This is a genomic window from Pseudomonas sp. R9.37, from assembly GCF_963878885.1.
In the GTDB taxonomy this organism is placed as follows: Bacteria; Pseudomonadota; Gammaproteobacteria; order Pseudomonadales; family Pseudomonadaceae; genus Aquipseudomonas.
The window spans coordinates 89,269-111,850 of record NZ_CAWNZA010000022.1; the positions used below are offsets into that span (position 1 = coordinate 89,269).

General features: G+C 60.9%; 23 protein-coding genes. 21 read left to right on the top strand and 2 right to left on the bottom strand.

What is annotated here, in order from left to right; all coding sequences use genetic code 11:
• Positions 1–3 precede the first annotated feature (3 nt).
• Entirely contained in the window at positions 4–3,216 is a 3,213-nt protein-coding gene (rne, locus tag AACU78_RS12575; protein WP_106576147.1) for a ribonuclease E, read from the bottom strand.
• Between the two features lie 759 nt (positions 3,217–3,975).
• Here rne and rluC point away from each other — a divergent pair.
• The 3 genes from rluC to AACU78_RS12590 are packed head-to-tail and all read left to right on the top strand — an operon-like array spanning position 3,976 to position 6,589.
• The gene (rluC, locus tag AACU78_RS12580) at positions 3,976–4,935 is read left to right on the top strand and encodes a 23S rRNA pseudouridine(955/2504/2580) synthase RluC (RefSeq protein ID WP_106576149.1); all 960 of its coding nucleotides are present in this window, start codon (positions 3,976–3,978) and stop codon (positions 4,933–4,935) included.
• Positions 4,922–5,584 (top strand): HAD-IA family hydrolase, encoded by a 663-nt coding sequence (locus tag AACU78_RS12585; RefSeq protein ID WP_106576150.1) that lies wholly within the window; start codon positions 4,922–4,924, stop codon positions 5,582–5,584. The genes rluC and AACU78_RS12585 overlap by 14 nt, the downstream gene beginning before the upstream one ends.
• 21 nt (positions 5,585–5,605) lie before the next feature.
• On the top strand, positions 5,606–6,589 hold the full coding sequence (locus tag AACU78_RS12590; protein WP_106576151.1) for a S49 family peptidase: 984 nt from the start codon (positions 5,606–5,608) through the stop codon (positions 6,587–6,589).
• Between the two features lie 129 nt (positions 6,590–6,718).
• On the opposite strand, the gene AACU78_RS12595 is transcribed toward AACU78_RS12590, so the two are convergent.
• Positions 6,719–7,297, bottom strand: a complete 579-nt coding sequence (locus AACU78_RS12595) for a Maf family protein (protein ID WP_106576152.1) — start codon at positions 7,295–7,297, stop codon at positions 6,719–6,721.
• A 105-nt stretch (positions 7,298–7,402) separates the two neighbouring features.
• Here AACU78_RS12595 and AACU78_RS12600 point away from each other — a divergent pair, with 105 nt between their 5' ends.
• The 18 genes from AACU78_RS12600 to AACU78_RS12685 all read left to right on the top strand — a co-directional run bounded on the left by AACU78_RS12600 (position 7,403) and on the right by AACU78_RS12685 (position 22,560).
• Positions 7,403–7,933 carry a YceD family protein gene (locus AACU78_RS12600; protein WP_032886799.1) on the top strand — a complete coding sequence of 177 codons (531 nt, stop codon included), beginning with the start codon at positions 7,403–7,405 and terminating at the stop codon, positions 7,931–7,933.
• 13 nt (positions 7,934–7,946) lie between these two features.
• Positions 7,947–8,129: a 50S ribosomal protein L32 gene (rpmF, locus tag AACU78_RS12605; RefSeq protein WP_008152339.1), complete on the top strand. Its 183-nt coding sequence runs from the start codon at positions 7,947–7,949 to the stop codon at positions 8,127–8,129.
• Positions 8,130–8,133: 4 nt separating this feature from the next.
• Positions 8,134–9,144 (top strand): phosphate acyltransferase PlsX, encoded by a 1,011-nt coding sequence (gene plsX, locus AACU78_RS12610; protein WP_106576153.1) that lies wholly within the window; start codon positions 8,134–8,136, stop codon positions 9,142–9,144.
• Positions 9,145–9,288: 144 nt separating this feature from the next.
• Positions 9,289–10,227, top strand: a complete 939-nt coding sequence (fabD, locus tag AACU78_RS12615) for an ACP S-malonyltransferase (RefSeq protein WP_106576154.1) — start codon at positions 9,289–9,291, stop codon at positions 10,225–10,227.
• Between the two features lie 32 nt (positions 10,228–10,259).
• Entirely contained in the window at positions 10,260–11,003 is a 744-nt protein-coding gene (fabG, locus tag AACU78_RS12620) for a 3-oxoacyl-ACP reductase FabG (RefSeq protein ID WP_106576155.1), read from the top strand.
• A gap of 192 nt (positions 11,004–11,195) precedes the next feature.
• The gene (gene acpP, locus AACU78_RS12625) at positions 11,196–11,432 is read left to right on the top strand and encodes an acyl carrier protein (protein ID WP_016973676.1); all 237 of its coding nucleotides are present in this window, start codon (positions 11,196–11,198) and stop codon (positions 11,430–11,432) included.
• Between the two features lie 143 nt (positions 11,433–11,575).
• A complete protein-coding gene (gene fabF / locus AACU78_RS12630) occupies positions 11,576–12,820 on the top strand; it encodes a beta-ketoacyl-ACP synthase II (RefSeq protein WP_106576156.1) in 1,245 nt (414 codons plus the stop codon).
• Positions 12,820–13,635: an aminodeoxychorismate lyase gene (gene pabC, locus AACU78_RS12635; RefSeq protein WP_106576157.1), complete on the top strand. Its 816-nt coding sequence runs from the start codon at positions 12,820–12,822 to the stop codon at positions 13,633–13,635. The genes fabF and pabC overlap by 1 nt, the downstream gene beginning before the upstream one ends.
• A 1-nt stretch (position 13,636) precedes the next feature.
• Positions 13,637–14,782 carry an endolytic transglycosylase MltG gene (gene mltG, locus AACU78_RS12640; RefSeq protein WP_106576158.1) on the top strand — a complete coding sequence of 382 codons (1,146 nt, stop codon included), beginning with the start codon at positions 13,637–13,639 and terminating at the stop codon, positions 14,780–14,782.
• A gap of 19 nt (positions 14,783–14,801) precedes the next feature.
• Positions 14,802–15,434, top strand: a complete 633-nt coding sequence (tmk, locus tag AACU78_RS12645) for a dTMP kinase (RefSeq protein WP_106576159.1) — start codon at positions 14,802–14,804, stop codon at positions 15,432–15,434.
• Complete coding sequence (locus AACU78_RS12650; RefSeq protein WP_106576160.1) at positions 15,427–16,416, top strand: DNA polymerase III subunit delta'; 990 nt, start codon at positions 15,427–15,429, stop codon at positions 16,414–16,416. Before tmk ends, AACU78_RS12650 begins: the two co-directional genes overlap by 8 nt.
• Positions 16,417–16,479: 63 nt before the next feature.
• Entirely contained in the window at positions 16,480–17,265 is a 786-nt protein-coding gene (locus tag AACU78_RS12655; protein WP_106576162.1) for a TatD family hydrolase, read from the top strand.
• Positions 17,266–17,708: 443 nt separating this feature from the next.
• Positions 17,709–18,377 carry a TetR/AcrR family transcriptional regulator gene (locus AACU78_RS12660; protein ID WP_106576163.1) on the top strand — a complete coding sequence of 223 codons (669 nt, stop codon included), beginning with the start codon at positions 17,709–17,711 and terminating at the stop codon, positions 18,375–18,377.
• A gap of 139 nt (positions 18,378–18,516) precedes the next feature.
• Complete coding sequence (locus AACU78_RS12665; RefSeq protein ID WP_106576164.1) at positions 18,517–19,485, top strand: GTP 3',8-cyclase MoaA; 969 nt, start codon at positions 18,517–18,519, stop codon at positions 19,483–19,485.
• 108 nt (positions 19,486–19,593) lie between these two features.
• A complete protein-coding gene (locus AACU78_RS12670; protein ID WP_106576165.1) occupies positions 19,594–20,199 on the top strand; it encodes a DUF4823 domain-containing protein in 606 nt (201 codons plus the stop codon).
• An 18-nt stretch (positions 20,200–20,217) separates the two neighbouring features.
• The gene (locus AACU78_RS12675) at positions 20,218–20,778 is read left to right on the top strand and encodes a DUF1285 domain-containing protein (protein ID WP_106576166.1); all 561 of its coding nucleotides are present in this window, start codon (positions 20,218–20,220) and stop codon (positions 20,776–20,778) included.
• Positions 20,779–20,848: 70 nt separating this feature from the next.
• Positions 20,849–21,562: a GntR family transcriptional regulator gene (locus AACU78_RS12680; RefSeq protein WP_106576167.1), complete on the top strand. Its 714-nt coding sequence runs from the start codon at positions 20,849–20,851 to the stop codon at positions 21,560–21,562.
• Positions 21,559–22,560, top strand: coding sequence for an ADP-ribosylglycohydrolase family protein (locus tag AACU78_RS12685; RefSeq protein WP_106576168.1), 1,002 nt, complete (start codon positions 21,559–21,561; stop codon positions 22,558–22,560). Before AACU78_RS12680 ends, AACU78_RS12685 begins: the two co-directional genes overlap by 4 nt.
• Positions 22,561–22,582 lie beyond the last annotated feature (22 nt).

Sequence of the window (22,582 nt, forward strand, 5' to 3'; positions counted from 1 at the left end):
GAATCAGGCGAGAGGTTTAGGCTCGTGTTCTGCTTCCAAGGCCTTTGGGGCGTGCTCCGCGGCAGCCGGGGCTGGCGCCTCGACTACTTCGGCAGCAGCCGGTGCGGCAGCGGCTGCAGCGGCGGCGGCCTCAGCTTCCTTGCGGCGGCGACGCACTTCACGTGGGTCGTTCGGCGCGCGGCCATTTTCGGTCAGTGCGCTAGCAGGGGCTGCTTCAATCACCGGGGCGGCAACTTCGGCAACCACTGGCGCTTCAACCACTGGCGCAGGCTCGGCAACCACAACCGGAGCGGCTTCAACCACTTCGGCAACCGGTGCTGGCGCTTCTTCTGCCACAGGGGCAGGGATTGGCGCTTCAACCGGAGCGGCTGGCTCGGCAGTCCACTGGAAGGCGGTCTGTTCTTCGCGAACTTCACGCACTGCCGGGGCGGCCTCTTCGACAGCCGGCGCTTCAACCACGGCTTCAACCGCAGGCTGAGGCTCAACTACCGGTGCAGGCTCGACCGCGGTGACATCCACTGCTGGTTGAGCTTCGCGAACCGGTGCAACTTCCACTTCCGGCACCACTGGGGCTTCGATCGGGGTCGTTGCTTCGACGACTGGAGCTTCAACTACCGGCGTTTGAACTGCCGGGGCCTCAACCACTGGCGCTTCAACCGCTGGCGTTTCAGCGACTGGCGCTTCTACAACAGGGGTGTCTTCGACGGCGGCAGTAGCGCGTTCAGATTGCTCGTGAGCCTGGGCCTCAGCAGGTGCGCTGATGACCGAGGTGGCCACGGCGGCTGTCACAGCCAGGCCGGCAGCGAGTTCGGCGCCAGTCGGCTCGGCGGTGGCGGCTTCTGCGTTTTCGCCAGACTCTTCCGAGCCTTCGATGACATTGCCGTTGGCGTCACGTTGACGCTCGCGACGGTTGCTGCGACGACGCTGGCCACGGGAGCGGCGACGTGGACGATCGCCTTCGGCGTTGTCCTGGCCGTCTTCCTGCAGTTGCTCTTCGCTCGTCAGCACTTCTTCTTCGCTGGCGGCAGCGGCTTGCTCGGCGCGTGGTTGACGCTCTTCACGCGGCGGGCGCGGCTGGCGCTCTTCACGTGGGGCGCGTTCTTCACGCGGCTGGCGAGCCGGGCGTTCTTCGCTGGCCGCTTCGGCAGCCACGGCTGGCGCTGCGTCCAGTGGCTCGCGCAGTTCACGCACACGTTCTTCACGCTCGCCACGTGGCTTGCGGTCTTCACGAGGGGCGCGTGGGGTACGTGGTGCGCGCTCTTCACGCGGTGCACGTTCTTCACGGGCTACGGCTGGGGTTTCTTCGCGGGCTTCGCGAGGTGCACGCTCTTCACGTGGCGCGCGTTCTTCACGCGGAGCACGTTCCTCGCGAGGCTTGCGCTCTTCATCACGGCGACCGTTGCGGTTACGGCTTTGCTGACGACCGTTGCGACGTTCTTCGTTACGGGCCGGGCGCTCGGTGGCAGGTTTTTCAACCACTACCGGAGCCACTGGCTCTTCCTTGGTGGCGAACAGGCTGACCAGCGACTTCACCAGGCCTTTGAACAGGCTTGGCTCAGGCAGGGCGGCCGGCGCGGCAACCGGGGCGGCTACTTCAGCAGGTACCGGTGCATTGGCACGGGCCGGTGCGGTCTTCACGGCAGCTTCCTGGCGAACCAGGGTGCGGGTTGCGGCAGCTGGCTGGACTTCTTCCACTTCAGCCGCGGCAGCAGCGATTTCGTAGCTGGACTGGCCGCTGTGTGCTTCCGGGCTGTCATCACGCAGGCGCTGCACTTCGAAGTGCGGCGTTTCGAGGTGATCGTTCGGCAGGATGACGATACGGGCACGGGTGCGCAGTTCGATCTTGGTGATCGAGTTGCGTTTTTCGTTGAGCAGGAACGCTGCAACCGGGATCGGCACTTGCGCGCGGACTTCGGCGGTGCGGTCTTTCAGGGCTTCTTCTTCGATCAGGCGCAGGATCGCCAGGGACAGCGATTCAACGTCACGGATGATGCCGGTGCCGTTGCAACGCGGGCAGACGATGCCGCTGCTTTCGCCCAGGGATGGGCGCAGGCGTTGACGGGACATTTCCAGCAGGCCGAAGCGCGAGATGCGGCCGACCTGTACGCGGGCGCGGTCAGCTTCCAGGCATTCGCGGACTTTTTCTTCCACGGCGCGCTGGTTCTTGGCCGGGGTCATGTCGATGAAGTCGATCACGATCAGGCCGCCGATGTCACGCAGGCGCAGTTGGCGGGCGATTTCTTCAGCCGCTTCCAGGTTGGTCTGCAGGGCGGTTTCTTCGATGTCGCTGCCTTTGGTCGCACGCGCCGAGTTGATGTCGATGGACACCAGGGCTTCGGTCGGGTCGATCACAATGGAGCCACCGGAAGGCAGTTCGACTACGCGCTGGAAGGCGGTCTCGATCTGGCTTTCGATCTGGAAACGGTTGAACAGCGGAACGCTGTCTTCGTACAGCTTGATCTTGCTGGCGTACTGCGGCATTACCTGGCGGATGAAGGTCAGGGCTTCGTCCTGGGCTTCAACGCTGTCGATCAGCACTTCGCCGATGTCCTGGCGCAGGTAATCGCGGATGGCGCGGATGATCACGTTGCTTTCCTGGTAGATCAGGAACGGCGCGGAACGATCCAGAGACGCTTCTTTAATAGCGGTCCACAGTTGCAGCAGGTAGTCGAGGTCCCACTGCATTTCTTCGCTGCTGCGGCCAAGGCCGGCAGTGCGCACGATCAGGCCCATGTCGGCTGGTGCAATCAAGCCGTTCAGCGCTTCACGCAGTTCGTTGCGCTCTTCGCCTTCGATGCGACGGGAAATACCGCCGGCACGTGGGTTGTTTGGCATCAGCACCAGGTAACGGCCGGCCAGGCTGATGAAAGTGGTCAGGGCGGCGCCCTTGTTGCCACGTTCTTCTTTTTCGACCTGAACGATGACTTCCTGGCCTTCGCTCAGGACGTCCTTGATGTTCACGCGGCCTTCTGGGGCTTTCTTGAAGTATTCGCGGGAGATTTCTTTGAGGGGCAGGAAGCCGTGGCGCTCGGAGCCGAAATCGACAAAGGCAGCCTCAAGGCTTGGTTCGATGCGAGTAATACGGCCTTTATAGATGTTGGCCTTCTTTTGCTCGCGTGCACCGGATTCGATGTCCAGGTCGTAGAGGCGTTGGCCATCTACCAGTGCAACACGCAACTCTTCGGGTTGAGTTGCGTTAATCAGCATTCTTTTCATGTTGTACCGTCGGTTTCCGGGCTGCCGGAAACGGCGTTCGGCACACACGACTTCTCACGGTCGGTGTCAGGTGCGTCAAGAGTGGTTGGCCACTCCAGTGTCCAGCAATAACGAGCCAATTGGGCCGGTATCGCGACGGACGCGTCCTGCTTGTTAGCGGTGGTGACAAAGGCACCACTTCAACAAAAGCTAAGGTCAGGAGGAGGAATCAACCGGCGACTGTGGACGAGATGAAGCGTCTAAATATAAGCCTAGTGCTACACGGTCCGACGGTTGTGCATCTCCACCCTACACGTATCCCTGATAATTCGGGTGCTGCCGCGCGCAGAATCCGCAGCGGGTTGGCATTTACCGTGTTCTCCAATGGGGAGTCCACGCTCATGGCTAAACAAGACTAGGTGTGGGCGACTGCGCTCTCACTCAGCTCTTAACAGGCGTTGTTTCCGAAGCTTTCGCCATGGTCTGGCTCAAGACTGACTGCACTTTGTGAACTGGCCGTAAATATCGGCGCAGAACGCGAGTATTCACTCTGCTTTCTGCACTCGCTTCAGGCCTCATGTCACCTGCGCTTGTTACAATCTCGAGCCTTCCAAGGTGGCAAAAGCCCCGTAGGACGGCCTCGCGTCCTGATGAATTGCGATGGTCAGGGCCGGCAGTTTGCCGCAAGTCCTCTGTCCAGGCCGCTTTTGGCGGCGTTCGCGACTATAGCAGCAATGATTAAGTGCTTCAATTCCATAAAAAATTGTTATCATCGCCGCCATGACGACTACCGCCCCCCAGACCCCCAGCGTCCAGCTGCTCGAGGTCTCGCCGGAATATGCCGGCCAACGCATCGACAATTTTCTCCTGGCCAGGCTCAAAGGCGTGCCCAAGACCTTGATTTACCGCATCTTGCGTAAAGGCGAAGTGCGCGTGAACAAGGGCCGCATCAAGCCCGAGTACAAGCTGCAGGCGGGCGACATCGTCCGTGTGCCGCCGGTTCGCGTGCCTGAGCGTGACGAGCCCGTGCCGCTGGCCCAGGGCCTGCTGCAGCGCCTTGAGGCTTCAATTGTCTTCGAAGACAGCAAGCTGATCGTGATCAACAAACCGTGCGGCATTGCGGTGCACGGCGGCAGCGGCCTGAATTTCGGCGTGATCGAAGCGTTCCGTCAGTTGCGCCCGGATGCCAAGGAACTGGAGTTGGTCCACCGCCTGGACCGCGACACCTCTGGTCTGCTGATGATCGCCAAAAAACGCAGCATGTTGCGCCACCTGCACGCCGCTCTGCGTGGCGATGGTGTCGACAAGCGCTATATGGCGCTGGTGCGTGGCAACTGGGCGAGCTCGATCAAAAGCGTTCGTGCGCCGCTGCAGAAGAGCAACCTGCGCTCCGGCGAGCGTATGGTCGAAGTGGACGAGGAGGGCAAAGAAGCCCTGACGCTGTTCAAAGTGCTGCGCCGTTTCGGTGACTTCGCCACCATGGTCGAGGCCAAGCCGGTGACCGGGCGTACTCACCAGATTCGTGTGCATACCCTGCACGCAGGCCACTGTATCGCCGGCGACACCAAGTACGGCGACGAGGATTTCTCCAAGGAAATTCGCGACCTGGGCGGCAAGCGCCTGTTTCTTCACGCCTACATGCTGACAGTTCCGCTGCCTGACGGCGGTGAGCTGAAGCTGCAGGCGCCGGTCGACGAAATGTGGGCCAAGACCGTGGAGCGTTTGAGTGTCGCACCTTGATTACAAGCTGCTGATCTTTGACTGGGACGGCACCCTGTGCGATTCCATTGGGCGGATCGTGGAATCAATGCACGCAGCTTCAACCCGCTCGGGCTTTGCGTTGTGCACCGATCTCGCGGTCAAAGGCATCATCGGCCTGGGCTTGCCTGAAGCCATCCGTACCTTGTACCCGCAGATCAGTGACGCTGAGCTGGTGACGTTTCGCGACCACTACGCCGACCACTACATCGCGCTGGAGGCCACGCCTTCGCCGCTGTTCGACGGTGTGGTGCAATCGCTTGAGGCCTTTCGTTCCCAGGGTTATCACTTGGCAGTCGCCACCGGCAAAGCCCGTCGCGGGTTGGATCGGGTCCTTAAGGCGCACAATTTCGAAAATTATTTCGACATCACCCGGGCGGCGGATGAAACCGCCAGCAAGCCTCATCCTCTGATGCTTGAGCAGATCCTTGCCCATTGCGGCGTGTCGCCGCGCCAGTCGTTGATGGTGGGCGACGCCTCCTTCGACCTGATGATGGCGCGCAATGCGGGCATGGACAGTGTGGCGGTCAGCTACGGCGCTCAGGCTGCCGAGGCCTTGCAGCAGTACGAGCCGAGGCTGACGATTGATCATTTTTCCGAACTGCAGGCCTGGCTCAGCCGGGCCCAATAAGTCTTTGCTGGGGTTAATGGCATGAGTGACGAGTGGAAGGCGCCGGAAAAGGCGGATAGCAGTGATGATAAAAGCTGGAAGCTGCTGGAGAAGACTCTCCTGGCCAGCGTTCAGGAGCAGCGCCGTGCGCGGCGTTGGGGGATTTTCTTCAAGCTGCTGACCTTTATCTGGCTGCTCGCGATGCTGGTGCTGTTCAGTCCACTGATGGACATGGAAAAAAGCGCCACCCGCGGCAGCAATTACACCGCCTTGATCGAAGTGCGTGGCGTGATCGCCGACAAAGAGTCCGCCAGCGCCGACAACATTGTCAGCAGCCTGCGCGCGGCGTTTGAAGACCCGAAGGTCAAGGGCGTGATCCTGCGCATCAACAGCCCAGGTGGCAGCCCGGTGCAGTCGGGTTATGTGTATGACGAAATTCGCCGTCTGCGCGGCCTGCACCCGGATATCAAGTTGTATGCGGTGATTTCCGACCTGGGCGCCTCGGGCGCCTATTACATCGCCAGCGCCGCTGACCAGATCTACGCCGACAAGGCCAGCCTGGTCGGCTCCATTGGCGTGACGGCCGCCGGTTACGGCTTCGTCGGCACCATGGAGAAGCTGGGGGTTGAGCGTCGCACTTACACTTCGGGTGAGCACAAAGCGTTCCTCGACCCGTTCCAGCCGCAAAAAGCCGATGAGACTCAGTTCTGGCAGGGTGTGCTCGATACCACTCACCGTCAGTTCATTGCCAGCGTGAAGCAGGGGCGTGGCGATCGTCTGAAGGACAAAGACCATCCGGAGCTGTTCTCCGGGCTGGTGTGGTCGGGTGAGCAGGCGTTGCCGCTGGGCTTGATCGATGGGCTGGGCAGTGCCAGTTCGGTGGCGCGGGATGTGATTGGCGAGAAGGAATTGGTGGATTTCACCGTTGAGGAATCGCCGTTTGATCGCTTCTCCAAGAAACTGGGTGCCAGCGTGGCCGAGAAGCTGGCGATGTACATGGGGTTCCAGGGCCCGACGCTGCGCTGATACCTCGAAAGCGACAGGTTCAATATGTGGGAGCTGGCTGGCCCGCGATAGCGTCACCTCGGTGCGACTGATGTTCCGAGGTGTCTGCATCGCAGGCAAGCCCGCTCCCACATTGGTTTTGTGCTGGGCTTAGGGGATGTGCACGCCTTCAGCCAGCAGCATATCCACCAGGCGAATCAGTGGCAGGCCGATCAGGCTGGTCGCATCCGGCCCTTCGGTGCTTTGGAACAAGCTCACGCCCAGCCCTTCGGCCTTGAAGCTGCCGGCGCAGTCATAAGGTTGCTCGATCCGAAGGTAGCGCTCGATGCGTTCAGCGCTCAGTTCGCGCATGTGCACCGTAAACGGTACGCAGTCGACCTGGCAGTGCCCGGTCTGGCTGTTCAGCAGCGCCAGCCCGGTAAGGAAGCTGACTCGCTTGCCGCTCGCTGCCAGCAGTTGTGCGCGCGCGTTCTCGAAGGTATGGGGCTTGCCGATGATGCGGCCTTCCAGAGCAGCGACCTGATCGGAGCCAATGATCAAATGCCCCGGATGGCTGCCGGCGAGGGCGCGAGCTTTCTGTTCGGCCAGGCGCTTGACCAGCTCGATGGCGGATTCATTTTCACGGTGGCTTTCGTCGATATCAGGCGAGCTGCAGATGAACGGCAGGTGCAGGCGGCTCAGCAATTCCCGGCGATAAACCGAGCTGGATGCAAGTAATAAAGGCAGCATAGGCGTCTCCTCAGAGCAGCCGGGGATTCTAGCGGGGTGACCGGCTGACGCACAGGGCTGAATTTCCTTTGACATGGCTGGGTGCATCCCTATAATACTGCGCCTATGTTGAATGACCCGATTCCACCTCACGTTGACCCGCGCAAATTGGCAGATCGTGGCACTTCCCTTCAAGGTGAATTGCTGCTGGCCGATTTGGAGAGACTCTGCGACCCGCTTTCCGACACTGTCGGTACGGTGCAGGCCAAATTTGTTTTTGAACGAGATGAACGTAAGTCTGTGGTAATCCACAGTTTTATCGACACCGAAGTCAAAATGGTTTGCCAGCGTTGTCTTGAGCTGGTCACCCTGCCGATTCACAGCGAATGCAGTTACGCTGTGGTGAAGGAGGGTGCGAATACCCAGTCGTTGCCGAAAGGTTATGACGTGCTGGAACTGGGCGAAGATCCTTTGGATCTGCATGCACTGATCGAGGAGGAGCTTTTGCTCGCCTTGCCCATTGTGCCTGCTCATCATCCGGAAGAATGCCAGCAGCCGGAGGGTCTCGATGACGAGGCCGAGCCGAGCGAGGACGAGGTAACGCGGTCCAACCCGTTCAGTGTATTGGCGCAGTTAAAGCGTGACCCAAACGTTTAGGAGTTAATCAATTATGGCTGTTCAGCAGAACAAAAAATCCCGCTCTGCCCGTGACATGCGTCGTTCGCACGATGCCCTGACGGCAAGCACTCTGTCTGTAGAAAAAACCACCGGTGAAATTCACCTGCGTCACCACGTATCGCCAGAAGGCGTATACCGTGGTCGTAAAGTGATCGACAAGGGCGCTGACGAGTAATCACTTGTCTGCTCAAGTCATCGCGATTGACGCAATGGGCGGGGACTTCGGTCCCCGCAGCATTGTTCAGGCTTGCATTGCCAGCCTGTCTGCTACGCCCTCGCTGCACCTGACCCTCGTCGGTCAACCCTCCCTTCTTGAAGAATTGATTGCCAGCCATCCGGCAGTGGATCGCGCGCGCCTGACGATTACGCCAGCCAGCGAAACCATCGGCATGGATGACAAGCCGGCGGCAGCCCTGCGTGGCAAGCCCGACTCTTCGATGCGGGTGGCCCTTGAGCTGTTGCGTGATGCCAGGGTGCAAGCCTGTGTCAGTGCCGGCAATACCGGAGCCTTGATGGCGTTGTCGCGGCATGTGCTCAAGACACTGCCCGGGATCGATCGCCCGGCGATGGTCGCGGCCATCCCTACGCAAGAAGGCTACTGCCAGTTGCTGGACCTGGGCGCGAACGTCGATTGCAGTGCCGAGCACCTGTACCAGTTCGCGGTGATGGGCTCGGTGGCCGCTGAGGCGTTGGGCGTGACCCGGCCGCGGGTGGCGTTGCTGAATATCGGCACTGAAGACATCAAAGGCAATCAGCAGGTCAAGCTCGCCGCCACCTTGCTGCAAAATGCGCGAGGGGTGAACTACATCGGCTTCGTCGAAGGTGACGGTGTGTACCGTGGCGAAGCCGACGTGGTGGTATGCGACGGGTTTGTCGGCAATATCCTGCTCAAGTCCAGCGAAGGCCTGGCAACCATGATCGCTACGCGTATCGAGGCCTTGTTCAAGCAGAACCTGGCCTCGCGCATGGTCGGCGCCCTGGCGCTGCCGTTGATGCGCCGCTTGCAGGCCGATCTGGCACCGGCGCGGCACAACGGTGCGAGCTTTCTGGGGTTGCAGGGCATTGTGGTGAAAAGCCATGGCTCGGCGGGGGTACAAGGTTTTCAAAGTGCGATTGCGCGGGCGCTGATCGAGATCCAGGAAAACCTGCCGCAACGCTTGCACGGCCGTCTTGAGGACTTGTTGCCTTAGGCGAATCGGCCCGGGAATGCTTAAATGTGACCGGCCAGTTCAATTGACCATCCAATCTGTCAGTTTCGTGCGCTCCCACCTGGGGATTCATCTCAAAATCGGGAGCGTTCATTTTTGACGACCAGATCATTAGGGGCTTGTTACATGTCTACATCCCTCGCATTCGTCTTTCCAGGGCAGGGTTCGCAGTCCCTCGGCATGTTGGCCGAGCTGGGCGCGCAACATCCGTTGATCCTGGACACCTTCAAGGAAGCTTCCGATGCCCTGGGTTACGACCTGTGGGCGCTGACCCAGCAAGGGCCGGAAGAACAACTCAATCAAACCGATAAAACCCAGCCGGCCATCCTCACCGCGTCGATCGCGCTGTGGCGCCTGTGGCTGGCTGAAGGCGGCGCGCGCCCGGCTTACGTGGCCGGTCACAGCCTGGGCGAATACAGCGCCCTGGTGGCGGCGGGCAGCCTGACCCTGGGCGAAGCGGTCAAGTTGGTCGAGCGTCGTGGTCAACTGATGCAAGAAGCCGTTCCGGCCGGACAGGGCGGCATGGCCGCTATCCTGGGTCTGGACGACGCCGTGGTGATCCAAGCCTGTGCCGAAGCGGCCGAGGGCGAGGTCGTCAGCGCAGTGAACTTCAATTCCCCTGGCCAGGTGGTGATCGCCGGTGCCAAGGCTGCCGTTGAACGTGCCATCGAGGGTTGCAAGGCCCGAGGCGCCAAGCGCGCCTTGCCATTGCCGGTCAGCGTGCCGTCCCACTGTGAGCTGATGCGCCCGGCTGCCGAGCGGTTTGCCGAGTCCATCGCCGCCATCAATTGGCAGGCGCCGCAGATTCCGCTGGTGCAGAACGTCAGTGCGGCCGTTGCCGCCGACCTCGAGACCCTCAAGCGCGACCTGCTGGAGCAACTCTACAAGCCTGTGCGCTGGGTTGAGTCGGTTCAGACCCTGGCGGCCAAAGGTGCCACCGAGCTTGTCGAGTGCGGCCCGGGCAAAGTCCTGGCTGGCCTGAACAAGCGCTGCGCCGAGGGCGTCTCGACTGCCAACCTCAATACCCCGGATGCCTTCGCTGCCGCCCGCGCGGCACTGGCCTGAATCCCTGATCCCCGAACTTAGGAGAAGCTTGCATGAGTCTGCAAGGTAAAGTTGCACTGGTTACCGGCGCGAGCCGTGGCATTGGCCAGGCGATCGCCCTGGAACTGGGCCGTCAGGGCGCCGTAGTCATCGGCACCGCGACATCCGCCTCGGGTGCCGAGCGTATCGCCGCCACCTTGAAGGAAAACGGCGTTCAGGGCACTGGCCTTGAGCTGAACGTGACCAACGATGAGTCGGTTGCCGCTGTGCTTGCTCAAATCACTGCACAATTTGGCGCACCGGCTATTCTGGTGAACAACGCCGGTATCACCCGCGACAACCTGATGATGCGCATGAAAGACGACGAGTGGTACGACGTGGTCGATACCAACTTGAACAGTCTGTTTCGCCTGTCCAAGGGTGTTTTGCGTGGTATGACCAAGGCGCGTTGGGGCCGAATTATCAATATTGGCTCCGTAGTGGGTGCCATGGGCAACGCAGGCCAAGTAAACTACGCGGCGGCCAAAGCCGGTCTGGAAGGTTTCAGCCGTGCATTGGCGCGTGAAGTCGGTTCGCGGTCGATTACGGTCAACTCGGTGGCCCCAGGGTTCATCGACACCGATATGACCCGCGAACTGCCGGAAGCACAGCGTGAAGCGTTGCTGACGCAGATTCCGCTGGGCCGTCTGGGCCAGGCTCAAGAGATCGCAAATGTGGTCACTTTCCTGGCATCCGACGGTGCGGCATACGTGACTGGGGCTACAATCCCGGTGAACGGCGGGATGTACATGAGTTAAATTGTGACGGATCGCTTCAAAAAAATGTCATACGAGCTGTCTAAAATCCGTTATAAAGCTGCAACTTAATTTATAGGCTGGTGGCCGACCGGGTACAGGGTGAAGCTTTCAGTTGAAAAGCTGAAATGGCTTTCTATACACTTACCCACTGGCCAGCTGCCTGAATTTGTCCATTAGGAGTGAAAACAAGGTATGAGCACCATCGAAGAGCGCGTCAAGAAAATCGTTGCCGAGCAACTGGGCGTTAAAGAAGAAGAAGTGACCAACTCCGCTTCCTTCGTTGAAGACCTGGGTGCCGACTCCCTTGACACCGTTGAGCTGGTGATGGCTCTGGAAGAGGAATTCGAGACCGAAATCCCGGACGAAGAAGCTGAAAAAATCACTACTGTTCAAGCTGCTATCGACTACGTTACTGCCCACCAGGCGTAATAGTTTGTAGTCGTCGCTTGCTGTTAGGGAAAAACCGCACTGCTGTAACGGCGTGCGGTTTTTTCTTTAGCTCTGATGAAACTTCAGCGCTGATAAAATGCTGCTGAAGCGAAGTGTCGCCATCAAGAAAAAAGGAGAGTGCTGTGTCGCGTAGACGCGTCGTAGTCACCGGTATGGGTATGTTGTCGCCACTGGGTACGGATGTGCCAAGCAGTTGGCAGGGCATTCTGGCTGGCCACAGTGGTATCGGTCTGATCGAGCACACGGACCTTTCTGCCTATTCCACCCGTTTTGGCGGCTCGGTAAAGGGCTTCAATGTCGAGGAATATCTCTCGATCAAAGAGTCCCGCAAACTCGACCTGTTCATTCAGTACGGCCTGGCAGCCGGTTTTCAGGCGGTGCGTAATGCCGGCCTGGAAGTCACCGACGCCAACCGTGACCGCATCGGCGTGGCCATGGGTTCGGGTATTGGCGGTTTGACCAATATCGAAGAAACCAGCCGCACGCTGCACGATTCCGGCCCCCGTCGAATTTCACCATTCTTCGTACCGGGCTCGATCATCAATATGATTTCCGGTTTCCTGTCCATCCACTTGGGTGCGCAGGGGCCTAATTACGCCATTGCTACGGCGTGCACCACGGGCACTCACTGCATCGGCATGGCGGCGCGCAACATCGCCTATGACGAGGCGGACGTGATGATCGCCGGTGGCGCCGAGATGGCCGCCTGCGGGCTGGGCATGGGCGGCTTCGGCGCGTCCCGTGCGCTCTCCACGCGCAATGACGAACCGACCCGTGCCAGCCGTCCGTGGGACAAGGGCCGTGACGGTTTTGTACTGTCTGACGGCGCCGGTGCCCTGGTACTGGAAGAGTTGGAGCACGCCAAAGCGCGTGGCGCCACCATCTACGCCGAGCTGATCGGCTTTGGCATGAGCGGCGATGCGTATCACATGACGTCGCCACCGTCTGACGGTGCCGGCGCTGCGCGTTGCATCACCAACGCGTTGCGCGACGCGAAGGTGAATCCCGACCAGGTGCAGTACATCAATGCCCACGGCACCTCGACCCCGGCCGGCGACCTGGCGGAAGCCGAAGCCATCAAGTCGGTGTTTGGCGAGCACGCCTACAAGCTGGCGGTCAGCTCCACCAAGTCCATGACCGGCCACCTGTTGGGTGCGGCGGGCGCGGTCGAGGCGATCTTCAGCGTGATGGCCATCAAGGATCAGGTCGCTCCGCCGACCATCAACCTTGATGAGCCGGACGAAGGCTGCGACCTGAACTTCGTGCCTCACGAAGCCCAGCCGATGCCAATTGACGTGGTGATCTCCAACTCCTTCGGGTTTGGTGGCACCAACGGCTCCCTGGTGTTCCGCCGGTTCGCCGAGTGATGCACAGCTGGGTCGACGGTCAGCCAGCGGACAGCGTGCCCCTGAAAGATCGCGGCCTGGCGTACGGTGATGGGCTGTTTGAAACCATCGCCGTCAAGGCCGGGCAGCCCGTGCTGCTCGACCGCCACCTGCAACGCCTTGAGGAGGGTTGCCGGCGCCTTGCGTTGATCACGGATCACGCACTGATCCGCAATGAAGTCTTGGCTTACGCCGCCGCTCTTGGCGACGCAGTCCTCAAGTTGATCCTCACCCGCGGCGACAGCCAGCGCGGTTATGGCATCAACCCCGGCGCCCCGGTGCGCCGTATCTTGCAGGGCAATCCGCCCGCTACCTATCCCCACGCTCACGCAACCGACGGCATCCGCCTGTTTGCGTGCGCTACCCGTTTGGCCGAGCAGCCGTTGCTTGCCGGGCTCAAGCACCTTAATCGTCTGGAGCAAGTGATCGCCCGCGCCGAGTGGCAGGATGCCGAGCATGCCGAAGGTTTAATGCTGGATATGTCTGGCCGCGTTATCGAGGGCGTGTTCAGCAACCTGTTCGTGGTGCGCAATGGCGTGTTACTGACCGCTGATCTGAATCGTTGTGGCGTTGCCGGGGTCATGCGCGCCGAGATTCTGGCCCAGGCGCACGCACTGGGTATCCCGCTGGCCGTGGCCGACATCAGCCTTGAGCAGTTACAGCAGGCCGATGAAGTCTTCGTGTGCAACAGCGTTTATGGCATTTGGCCGGTGCGCAGTTGCGCTGCGATGAGCTGGTCGGTTGGGCCGCTCACCCGTAAACTGCAGGGCATTGTTCGCGCGCTATTGGATATTTGAGTTGATACGAAAACTGGTTTTACTGCTGCAGATCGGCCTGGTCTCGGCAGGCTTGCTGCTGGGCTTCTCGGCCTGGAAGCTCGATTCTGCCTTGAAGCAGCCCCTGAATCTGACCCAGGAACAATTGCTCGATGTGCCTGCCGGGTCGACCCCGACGGGCACCTTCAATCGCCTCGAAGCCGAGGGCGTGCTGGATGATGCTTTCTGGTTGCGCCTGTACTGGCGCTTCAACCTCGACGGCCAGCCATTGCACAGCGGCGAATACCGCATGACTCCAGGCCTCACCGCCGAAGGTTTGATCGGCCTGTGGCAGCGCGGCGAAGTGGTGCAATACAGCCTGACACTGGTCGAAGGCTGGAACTTCCGTCAGGTGCGTTCGGCCCTGGCCAAGCATGAAAAGATCGTGCAGACCCTGTCGGGCCTGAGTGACAGTGAAGTGATGGACAAGCTGGGTCACCCCGGCGTGTTCCCCGAAGGGCGGTTCTTTCCTGACACTTACCGCTTCGTGCGTGGCATGACCGACGTCGAGTTCCTCAAAAAAGCCTATAACCGCCTGGATGATGTACTTGCCCAGGAGTGGAGCAAACGCGCTGCCGATGCGCCCTACACCGACCCTTACCAAGCGCTGATCATGGCTTCGCTGGTCGAGAAGGAGACCGGCGTGCCGGAAGAGCGCGGGCAAATCGCCGGCGTGTTCGTGCGGCGCATGAAGATCGGCATGCTGCTGCAAACCGACCCGACAGTGATTTACGGCCTGGGCGAGCGCTACAACGGCAAGTTGACCCGTGCGCATCTCAAGGAAGCCAACCCTTACAACACCTACCTGATTGCCGGCCTGCCGCCGACACCGATTGCGATGGTCGGCCGCGAGGCGATTCATGCTGCGTTGAACCCGGTGCCGGGCAGCAGCCTGTATTTCGTCGCCCGTGGCGATGGCAGCCATATTTTCTCCGATGACCTGGATGCGCATAATGCCGCCGTGCGCGAGTTTCAGCTCAAGCGCCGTGCCGATTACCGTTCCAGCCCTGCGCCAGCGGTGAAACCGCTGGAAGACGCGGCGCCACCTGCCGATACGCCGATTGAAGCGCCGGTTGAAAAGCCTGTCGAGGCTGCGCCGGATACCGCCGCGCCGCAAAGCCCGCAATGACTCTGACTAAGGACTGCCTGTGACTGGCTTGTTTATTACCCTGGAAGGCCCGGAAGGCGCCGGCAAAAGCACCAACCGCGATTACCTGGCCGAACGCCTGCGCTCGGAGGGCATCGAGGTGGTATTGACCCGCGAGCCCGGCGGCACGCCACTCGCCGAGCGCATCCGGGAAGTATTGCTGGCCCCGGGTGAAGAACCGATGAACGCGGACACCGAGCTGCTGCTGGTGTTTGCTGCACGCGCTCAGCATCTGGCCGAGGTGATTCGCCCAGCCCTCGCGCGTGGCGCGGTGGTGATTTGCGACCGTTTTACCGATTCGACCTACGCCTACCAGGGCGGCGGGCGCGGCTTGTGCCTGGCGCGTATCGCTACGTTGGAAACTTTCGTTCAGGGCGATTTGCGTCCGGACCTGACCCTGCTGTTCGATCTGCCGGTGGAGGTGGGAATGGCCCGCGCCAGTGCCCGGGGTCGTCTGGACCGCTTCGAGCTCGAAGGCCACGTGTTTTTCGATGCGGTGCGCAGTGCATTCCTGCTACGCGCCAAGGCGGAGCCCGCGCGCTACCACCTGCTGGACGCGGCTCAGCCGCTGACGCAGGTACAGCAAGCCATCGACGCCTTGATGCCGACGCTGCTGGAGCGCGCCCGTGGCTGAGGCCTATCCGTGGCAGGACAGCCTCTGGCAGCAACTGGCCGGGCGTGCCCAGCATGCGCACGCCTATTTGCTGCATGGGCCAGCGGGCATCGGCAAGCGTGCGTTGGCCGAGCGCTTGATGGCCAGTCTGTTATGCCAGCGCCCGGTTAATCTGGAGGCCTGCGGTGAGTGCAAATCCTGCCTGCTGCTCAAGGCTGGCAGCCACCCCGACAATTACCTGCTGGAGCCTGAGGAAGCCGACAAGGCGATCAAGGTCGACCAGGTGCGTGACCTCGTCAGCTTCGTGGTGCAGACCGCGCAGATGGGCGGGCGCAAAGTGGTGCTGATCGAGCCGGTGGAGGCGATGAACATCAACGCCGCCAACGCCTTGCTCAAGAGCCTGGAAGAGCCGTCGGGCGATACGGTGCTGTTGCTGGTGAGTCACCAGTCCAGCCGCCTGTTGCCGACCATTCGCAGTCGTTGTGTGCAGCAGGCCTGTCCACTGCCGAGTGAAGCGATGAGCCTGCAGTGGCTGGCGCAGGCGCTGCCCGAGTGCGGTGAAGACGAACGCGTCGAGTTGCTGACCCTGGCCGCGGGTTCTCCCTTGGCGGCCGTCAAGCTGCACGCCCAGGGCGTGCGTGAGCAACGTGCGCTGGTGGTCGATGGCGTGAAGAAGCTGCTCAAGCAAGAGCTGTCCGCGACGCAACTGGCCGAAAGCGCCTGGAAGGATATTCCGTTATTGCTGCTGTTCGACTGGTTCTGTGACTGGTCGAGCCTCATCCTGCGCTACCAGTTGACCCAGGATGAAACCGGCCTGGGCCTGCCGGACATGCGCAAAGTGGTGCAGTACCTGGCGCAGAAAAGCGCGCAGGACAAGGTGCTGAATATCCAGGACTGGATTCTGGCCCAGCGCCAGAAGGTGCTCGGCAAAGCCAACCTCAACCGCGTGCTGTTGCTCGAAGCGCTGCTGGTGCAGTGGGTCGGCTTGCTCGGCCGGCGTTAATTTCCGCGGCCGACGGGTGTATCGTCGGCCAGACACTTTCCGTGACTCAAGTTGTAAATTCCTATGCTCGTAGATTCCCATTGCCACCTTGATCGCCTCGACCTTGCCCAACATGGTGGCTCCCTCGACGCTGCCCTTGAAGCTGCGCGCCAGCGTGGAGTAGGGCACTTCCTGTGCATTGGTGTCAGCGCTGAAAACGCCGCCGACGTCAAAGCGCTGGCTGATCGTTATGCCGATGTCGATTGTTCGGTGGGCATCCACCCGCTGGACCTCAAGCCCGGCGAAGCCCCCGCCCTCGATTGGCTGCTGGGCGAACTCAATCACCCACGCGTGGTGGCGATTGGCGAAACCGGCCTGGATTACCACTACGAGCCCGAGGCCGCTGAGTTGCAGCAGGCGTCGTTCCACCTGCACCTGCAGGCCGCCCGGCAAACCGGCAAGCCGGTGATCGTTCACACCCGTGGCGCCCGCGCAGACACCCTAACGCTGCTGCGCGAGGCTGCATTGCCCCAGGCCGGCGTGCTGCATTGCTTCACCGAAGACTGGGACATGGCCAAGGCCGCACTGGACCTGGGTTTTTATATTTCCCTGTCGGGCATCGTCACCTTCCGCAATGCCGACGCCCTGCGCGATGTGGCGCGCCAGGTGCCGGCCGATCGCCTGCTGGTGGAAACCGATTCGCCATACCTGGCGCCCATCCCCCATCGTGGCAAGCCGAACCTGCCGGAATACGTGCGCGATGTGGCGGATTATCTGGCAATGCTGCGGGGTGAGTCGTACGAACGCTTCGCCGAGCAGACCACCGAAAACTTCAAGCGCCTGTTCCCGCTGGCCCACGTCGCCGGCTGATGGGGCCAAATTGCAGGCAAAAAAAACCCGGGTTCTGGGGGGTGAATCCGGGCTAAGACCATTAGGAGTAAACAAGGGTACACAGTCCGTCGGTACCCAGGTCGACGCGTCACTTGGGGGAGATGCCACGCCGACAGTTCAAGTATTGATCAGGATCCCATTCAGTCCAGTCGCATCTGATCGTTTTTTAAACAGATTTGGAATACGCGCGCTTCGCTTGAGTTCTCATTGCGCAGGTGCACGGGTGTCAATATTGCGTATTGTTTCTGACTGATAACGGCGAAAACGTTGGCGCGCTGAAAGTTAAGTGCATAACGGGTTCACATAGGCGTTGCCCAACGACTGTTCAGTCGGGATAATCCCTCGCACTGGGTAAATCGTATCGCCACGTATCACTGGCCCTGCGCAACCCTCCCACTTTGACCTCTGCAGACTTCTCCCTCATGCAAAAAGAACCCCGTAAGGTCCGTGAGTTTCGCCGCCGTGAGCAGGAAATTCTCGACACTGCACTCAAGCTGTTCCTCGAACAAGGTGAAGACAGCGTCACCGTCGAGATGATTGCGGATGCCGTGGGTATCGGCAAAGGCACGATCTACAAGCACTTCAAGTCAAAGGCCGAGATCTACCTGCGCCTGATGCTCGACTACGAGCGCGACTTGAACGAGTTGCTGCACTCGGCCGATGTCGACAAAGACAAGGAAGCCTTGTCCCGCGCCTATTTCGAGTTCCGCATGCGTGATCCGCAGCGCTACCGTCTGTTCGATCGGCTCGAAGAGAAAGTGGTCAAGGGCAATCAGGTCCCGGAAATGGTCGAGGAGCTGCACAAGATTCGCGCCTCGAACTTTGAGCGCCTGACCCTGCTGATCAAAGGTCGTATCAGCGAAGGCAAGCTTGAAGATGTGCCGCCTTATTTCCACTACTGCGCCGCCTGGGCGTTGGTGCACGGCGCCGTGGCGCTGTACCACTCGCCGTTCTGGAGCAACGTGCTGGAAGATCAGGAAGGTTTCTTCCAGTTCCTGATGGACATCGGCGTGCGCATGGGCAACAAACGCAAGCACAGCGCTGAACTGCCGGGCGCTGAGCCCAAGAGCGGTGAAACCCCCGCTGCTTGAGCTATTCCCGACAGTGATGGCGCAATGATTTACTGCCAGTTGCAGTACCCCAGGAATATACTCAGGCAAGGATCTTGCTAAAAGTTGATTTATAAGTCAGCTTTTAGCGCGCCCGAATCATCCTCTGCCGGAGTGATCCATGATCGTTGATCGTCAAGGCAGGCGATTTCGCAACTTGCGAATCAGCCTGACCTCAGCCTGCAACTACGCGTGTACCTACTGCGTGCCTAATGGCAAGCGGCTGGTGGCTGCCCAGGACGAACTCTCGGCCGAGGCGATGGCCCGTGGGGTGGCGTACCTGATTGAAGCGGCGGGTATCGACCGCCTGCGCATCACGGGCGGCGAACCGCTGGTGAGCCCCAAGCTGGAAGCCTTCATGAGCGCGGTCGGCGCAATGGGCCTCAGTGATATCAGCCTGACCACTAACGGCCAATTGCTGGCGCGCAAACTGCCGCTGCTGGTGGAGGCCGGCATTCGCCGGATCAACGTCTCCCTCGACACTCTGGACGCCGACGCCTTCCGCAGCATCGCCCGTGGCGGCGACTTGGCCACGGTGCTTGATGGCATGGACCAGGCCCGCGCCGCGGGGATCAAGATCAAAGTGAACATGGTGCCATTGCGCGGGCAGAACCTGGACCAGGTCATGCCGCTGCTCGACTACTGCCTTGAGCGTGGCTACGAGCTGCGCTTTATCGAACTGATGCGCATGGGCCATCTGGCCAAGGATTCCAACGCGTTCCTGCAGCAATTCGTCAGCCTGCAGCAACTGCTCAGCCTGATCGGTGAACACCACGAATACCTGCAAGCCAACGCGCCAGTAGACGCTACCGCGGTGCGCTACGAGGTGCCGGGCCAAGGCTTCTTTGGTGTTATCGCCAATGAAAGCGTGCCGTTTTGCCGTACGTGTTCGCGTCTGCGTTTGTCGTCTACCGGGTGGCTGCATGGCTGCCTGTCGTCGAGCAACCGTCATTACGTCGGCGACCTGCTCGACCTGCCGCGCCATCAGGCGCTGCCAGCCTTGCAAGGCCTGCTGATGAAAGCCCTGGGCGACAAACAGGAAGTGGCCTTCTCCGGCGGTGCCACCATCATGAAGATCATCGGCGGCTAGCCCACACACGCTCTTCCCACATTTCATTTGCGCCGCTGCTGAATGGCGCGGATTCTGCATCTCACGCCCATTCGCCGGTTTTCCGTCACCGGCTTTTGGAGGATTAGGATGCGTAGTCTGGTTTTGTTGCTGGCGTCGTTGACGCTGAGTGGTTGCATGACCGTCAGCGATATGGCCGAAGGCACCCGCTATCAGATGAGCGACGCCGGCTTGCTGGACCACAGTGATACCCGCCGCACTGCGTCGATTCGCATACAGCCGGACTCTTTTGTCTTTATCGCCCAAGGTGCGTTCGTGCCGCCGGGCAGCGCTTATCCGCGACCTAACGTGGTGGCCGAAGAGGCCTTCAACGGCTTTGTCGAATACTTCCCGATGGTGCGCCGTGCGCGCAAGCCAGAAGGCCTGGAACAGGCGATGGCCGAAGCCCGTGGGGCGGGTGCGCATTACCTGTTGTATTGCCGCTTCGCTGCAGCCGATGACCGCATCGGCAATGCCGATGAATGGACGGATCAACAGGCGCTGGACCGCGTCGGGCTGGACAGCGGCGTCATCCAGATCATGTTGATCGAGACCAGCACCCAGTATTTGATTGATACTGCACGTATTCGCAGTCGTGGCGGTTTACTGACGTTCCACGACAACAAGCCAGAAGATCTGATTGCCCGCCCCCTGGCGCAGTACGCCCGCGGCCTGCTGGGCATGGGGGATCAGTAAAAACTCAAGGAGAACTGCATGTCCGATTCCGCCAAGGCCAATGACCTGTTGGCTCAACTGCCCAAAGGCAAGGGGCCGGCACCGGTGCACCTGTGGAATCCGGATTTGTGCGGCAACATCGACATGCGCATCGCCCGCGATGGCACCTGGTTCTACCAGGGCACGCCGATCGGACGCAAGCCGATGGTCAAGTTGTTCTCCAACATCATTCGCCGCGACGGTGATGATTATTTTCTGGTGACACCGGTGGAGAAGGTCGGCATCACTGTCGATGACGCACCGTTTGTGGCGGTAACCCTTGAGGTGCAAGGGCAGGGCGAAAGCCAGGTGCTGCACTTCACCACCAACGTCGACGAGCAAATCGAGGCCAGCCTCGAACACCCGCTGCGCGTCGAAATCGACCCCGTCACCCAAGAGCCCGCGCCTTATTTGCGTGTGCGCACCAACCTCGAAGCCCTCGTGCATCGCAATGTTTTTTACCAACTGGTCGAGTTGGCGGTGAGCCGTCCGATCAACGGTCAGAACTGGCTTGGCGTGTGGAGCGCCGGGGAGTTTTTCCGCATTGGCCTGGAGCCCTGAGGCCAGCTTTTTCATCTGCCTGAAATAATTCGCTTGCTGTAATCGGGCGCTATCGGTTATCAATTTGTACATGATTAGACATGTCCGATTTGATAAGAAAAAACGCGTCGTCGACGAGCTTATCCGCCGTATCGAGGCGGGCGTCATGGCCGACGGTTTCCTGCTGCCAGGCGAGCACCAGTTGGCCGAAGAGTTTGCGGTCAGCCGTGGCACATTGCGCGAAGCCCTGGCTGAGCTCAAACGCCGCAACTACATCGCCACCCAGAGCGGCGTCGGCTCCATCGTCACCTTTGACGGCATGGTGCTCGACCAACGCAGCGGCTGGGCCCAGGCCCTGGCGGACACGGGGGCGCTGGTTACCACCGACATCCTGCGCCTGGAAGCCGTGACCCGCCCCGACCTGCTCAGCCGTTTCGGCAGCGACCAATTCATCGCCCTCGACCGTCGCCGGCGTACCACCGATGGTACGGCGGTGTCGCTGGAGCGCTCGCTGATGCCCGCCTCCGGTGGCCTGGAAGGCTTGCCCCGCGTCGGCCTGATCGACAATTCCCTGACCATCACCCTGGCTGCCTACGGCTATGTTGGCGCCGAAGGTGACCAATGGATCGGCGCCGAGCCCCTCAGCGACGAAGACGCCGAGTTGCTTGGCCGCCCCGCCGGCACGGTGTTTCTCAAGGCCTCGCGCACCACCTACGACCGCCGCGAGCGCTTCATGGAGTACGTCGAAAGTTTGCTCGACCCTCTGCACTTTCGCCTGCACCTGCAGTTTGGAGCGTCAAAATGACCCCGCAAAACCGCGCCCTCGGTGCCTTCTACGGCCTGGCATTGGGCGACGCATTGGGCATGCCCACCCAGTCCTTGAGCCGCGAACAGGTGCAACAGCGCTTCGGTGCCATCACGGGTTTGGAAGACGCCGATGCCGACCAACCGATTGCGCCAAACATGCCGGCCGGTTCGATTACCGATGACACTGAACAGGCGATCCTGGTCGGCGAGTTGCTGGTTGAAGGAAACGGCAAGATCGAACCGACCGTGCTCGCCCAGCGCTTGATCGACTGGGAGGCGGCGATGCGCGCCAAGGGCTCCCAGGATTTGCTCGGGCCATCGACCAAGCGCGCCATCGACATGATCCTCGCCGGCCACACCCCGGAAGAGTCCGGGCGCTTTGGCACCACCAACGGCGCCGCCATGCGGATCACGCCGGTGGGGATCGCCGCCGATGTCAGCGACCCGGCGCCGTTCATCCAGGCGGTGATCCAGGCCTGCCAGGTCACCCACAACACCACGTTGGGCATCTCCAGCGCGGCTGCTGTTGCAGCGGTGGTCTCGGCCGGCATCAACGGCGTGGACCTGGGCGAAGCGCTCAACATCGGCACGCAGATCGCCCAGCAGGCGGAAAACCATGGTCACTGGGTTGCCGGTGGGCGTATTTCCACGCGCATCAGCTGGGCGCGCACCTTGAGCGTCGGCAGCGGCGACAAAGCCCTGTTTGCCGACCTGCTTTACGAACTGATTGGTACCTCCGTGGCCTCCCAGGAGTCGGTGGTGGTGTCGTTTGCCCTCGCGCAGCAAGTGGCGGTGGGCGCGATGAGTGCTTTGGAAGCCGTGTGCCTGGCCGCCAGCCTTGGCGGCGACACCGACACCATCGCCGCGATGCTCGGCGCGATGTTGGGCGCGTGTCTGGGCATGCAGTGCTGGCCGCCGGTGATGATTGAACAGGTCAAGCAGGTCAATGGCCTGGACTTGCAGCCGCTGGTGCAGGGGCTGCTGCAAATTCGATAAGCGCCGCAGGCAAACAGGTGGC

Coding starts and splice junctions, on each gene's coding strand:
- AACU78_RS12670 (WP_106576165.1), top strand. CDS start 19,594: ATGCGTAGTCTGGTTTTGTTGCTGGCGTCGTTGACGCTGAGTGGTTGC.
- rpmF (WP_008152339.1), top strand. CDS start 7,947: ATGGCTGTTCAGCAGAACAAAAAATCCCGCTCTGCCCGTGACATGCGT.
- rluC (WP_106576149.1), top strand. CDS start 3,976: ATGACGACTACCGCCCCCCAGACCCCCAGCGTCCAGCTGCTCGAGGTC.
- fabD (WP_106576154.1), top strand. CDS start 9,289: ATGTCTACATCCCTCGCATTCGTCTTTCCAGGGCAGGGTTCGCAGTCC.
- AACU78_RS12680 (WP_106576167.1), top strand. CDS start 20,849: ATGATTAGACATGTCCGATTTGATAAGAAAAAACGCGTCGTCGACGAG.
- AACU78_RS12590 (WP_106576151.1), top strand. CDS start 5,606: ATGAGTGACGAGTGGAAGGCGCCGGAAAAGGCGGATAGCAGTGATGAT.
- acpP (WP_016973676.1), top strand. CDS start 11,196: ATGAGCACCATCGAAGAGCGCGTCAAGAAAATCGTTGCCGAGCAACTG.
- AACU78_RS12595 (WP_106576152.1), bottom strand. CDS start 7,297: ATGCTGCCTTTATTACTTGCATCCAGCTCGGTTTATCGCCGGGAATTG.
- AACU78_RS12675 (WP_106576166.1), top strand. CDS start 20,218: ATGTCCGATTCCGCCAAGGCCAATGACCTGTTGGCTCAACTGCCCAAA.
- AACU78_RS12660 (WP_106576163.1), top strand. CDS start 17,709: ATGCAAAAAGAACCCCGTAAGGTCCGTGAGTTTCGCCGCCGTGAGCAG.
- rne (WP_106576147.1), bottom strand. CDS start 3,216: ATGAAAAGAATGCTGATTAACGCAACTCAACCCGAAGAGTTGCGTGTT.
- pabC (WP_106576157.1), top strand. CDS start 12,820: ATGCACAGCTGGGTCGACGGTCAGCCAGCGGACAGCGTGCCCCTGAAA.
- AACU78_RS12655 (WP_106576162.1), top strand. CDS start 16,480: ATGCTCGTAGATTCCCATTGCCACCTTGATCGCCTCGACCTTGCCCAA.
- AACU78_RS12665 (WP_106576164.1), top strand. CDS start 18,517: ATGATCGTTGATCGTCAAGGCAGGCGATTTCGCAACTTGCGAATCAGC.
- AACU78_RS12600 (WP_032886799.1), top strand. CDS start 7,403: ATGTTGAATGACCCGATTCCACCTCACGTTGACCCGCGCAAATTGGCA.
- fabG (WP_106576155.1), top strand. CDS start 10,260: ATGAGTCTGCAAGGTAAAGTTGCACTGGTTACCGGCGCGAGCCGTGGC.
- AACU78_RS12685 (WP_106576168.1), top strand. CDS start 21,559: ATGACCCCGCAAAACCGCGCCCTCGGTGCCTTCTACGGCCTGGCATTG.